General features: G+C 31.0%; 1 protein-coding gene. It reads left to right on the forward strand.

Going from position 1 to position 2,342, the window contains the following annotated elements:
- The first annotated feature begins 132 nt into the window (after window positions 1-132).
- Window positions 133-2,142, forward strand: coding sequence for a hypothetical protein (locus F459_RS0121880; RefSeq protein WP_020614770.1), 2,010 nt, complete (start codon window positions 133-135; stop codon window positions 2,140-2,142).
- The last annotated feature ends 200 nt before the right edge of the window (window positions 2,143-2,342 follow it).

The following is a 2,342-nucleotide window of genomic DNA, read 5'->3' on the forward strand; positions in this document are numbered from 1 at the left end:
CGTTTCAATTGGATATCGACTATGGAGTGTCGATAGTAATTTTGATCATGCACCCGAAAAGCCTATTTTATGATGGTTTTTAGAGGTTCCCTATACATTAACATCTATCAAAGAAATAAAAGGTATAGAATTATGAGCCAGAGTTCAGAGTTTGCCGCATTAACAACTTTTAGAAAAATTGTCGATTCCGGCCGCAGTGTACTTGGTCTAATAGATGACTTTATCCTTTTTTCAATAGTTTATCATGGATACACATATTTTGATGCAGAGCAGATAATTTCGGATATCAATGATGAATTTAATTTTGAGATGCCTACTTCAGTAATCAGAAACGCAATAAAGCGACTACGGAGAAATAACTTTATTGAATTAGATAAAAATAAAGGATACAAGAATACGCTAACTGCTGAAAAGAGCAAAGAATTAGAAGAGTATATAGCGGAATATGAAGCAGAAAAAGAAGAAGCAAATAAAAATAATCATGATTTAATTGCTTATGTAAAAATGAAGATGAATGACGATAAAATCGATGAGAATAAAGTGCTTCATATTTTTCGTGCTTTAATACTTGGTGACGCTGATCATTTGCACGAAGATAAAAAACTATTAAATTGCGTCGGAACCTTTATTCTAAAAAGAGATGAAGAGAACTCATTGTTCGTAGAATCTTGGGAAAGAATAAAAAGTAGTGTGATCATTAAAGAGGCGTTAACTTATAATAATGACATACTAACTGAAAAATTTAATAATTTAAGCATCTATATGGATATGGAAATACTATTTGATGGATTCGGATTGAATGGTGTTATATACGAAAAGATGTTTACTGACTTAATAAATTTAGTAGATAAACTTAACAATCGTGGGTGTAGAATTACGCTTAATTATTTTGACTATACGCGTGATGATATTGAATTTTATTTTAAAAAAGCTCTGGAGATATTTGATAATAAACATTCGATGTGGCCTGAGACTACCGCAATGCAGAATATTTTAAACAACTGTAGATCGAGAAGCGATATTATAGAAAAGAAAACTTTGTTTTTCGAGTTTATAGATAATAACTCCATAACCCTAGTAAATTCTGATATATATGAATCGTCTGCAAGGTCGAGTAAGAAAATAAGATCGCTGAAGGCTGATGAAGATTTTTTAGAAAACGATTACAAAGAAAAAAAAGAAATCTCACCAATTGTATTTGTTGATGTTCTGAGAGGATCGCGAAGAAGAAATCGTTTAACAGAAACTACCCATATATTTGCAACAAGGACTAAAGCGTATTTGGAAACCGCTATAAATGATAGAAAAAGTTTTGATGAAATACCTTTAGCCGTTGATACGGATTATTTGATTAATAAGTTTTGGGTAGCATCAGGAGATGGTTTCCATGAACTTAATAAACATAGCGATACTGTGACATTTGTTCAGAGGTTGTTATCTGAAGAAAAAAGAATGCAAATATCGCGTGAATATAAAAACTTACTCAAACAAGAACAGGATACAGATAAATCGGTTCTTCAAAGAAAAATTGCAGCGTTGCGTAAAATTGAGAGTGCTCCTGAGAATATCCATTCCGATAGTTTTGATCAGAATATTGAAGAAGAAATAGAAGATATGCTTAAATCTAAAGAAACCTTAACATATGAAATTACTCAACATAAAAAAACAAAAGAGATGTTAGTGGATGTGGTTAAGAGTGAAGAAGAAACGCGTCATGTGAATGAACGTTTAAATGAGAAGATAAGAATACAGATTGAAAAGTTTTCTGGCGATTTAAAGACGCTTAAAGATAAAAAGAAAGATCTTGACCAAGATTCTGATACTCGAAGTGAAATGTATATAAAATTACTCAAGTTACTTGGTCTTATATTATGTTTTGGATTCTGTGGAGCAATTATATATTTCGTGCCAAAGCAATGGCAAATATTAGAAAGTTGGATATGGGTAATATCAACAAGTACAACTGTTGTTTTTGCTTACTTCTCTTTAGTGATCTATACTAAAGAATTTTCGATAAAAAAATCTATTGTACTCATTGAAAATATTATTAAAACTAAAACAAGAAATATTAATTATCATAGACATAGATTTGACCCAAATGAAATTGATGAGATTGAAATTAGGATAAATGAATTAAGATGATATCTAATTTATGGTAAAGTACTAAAGAAGAGATTATTTTAAAAGAGAAGGAGTGCTAACATAACCAGCAATTGGAGCAGACAAACCTACTGTCACGATTCTTGCTGATGACGTACAATATCTTGCGCAAATTCTAATTTTGATAAAAAGAAAGTCCTCAATCTGACGATTGATTAAGTACGACCAAAACCAAGTCAGAA

This window comes from Sediminispirochaeta bajacaliforniensis DSM 16054, from assembly GCF_000378205.1.
Lineage (GTDB): Bacteria > Spirochaetota > Spirochaetia > DSM-16054 > Sediminispirochaetaceae > Sediminispirochaeta > Sediminispirochaeta bajacaliforniensis.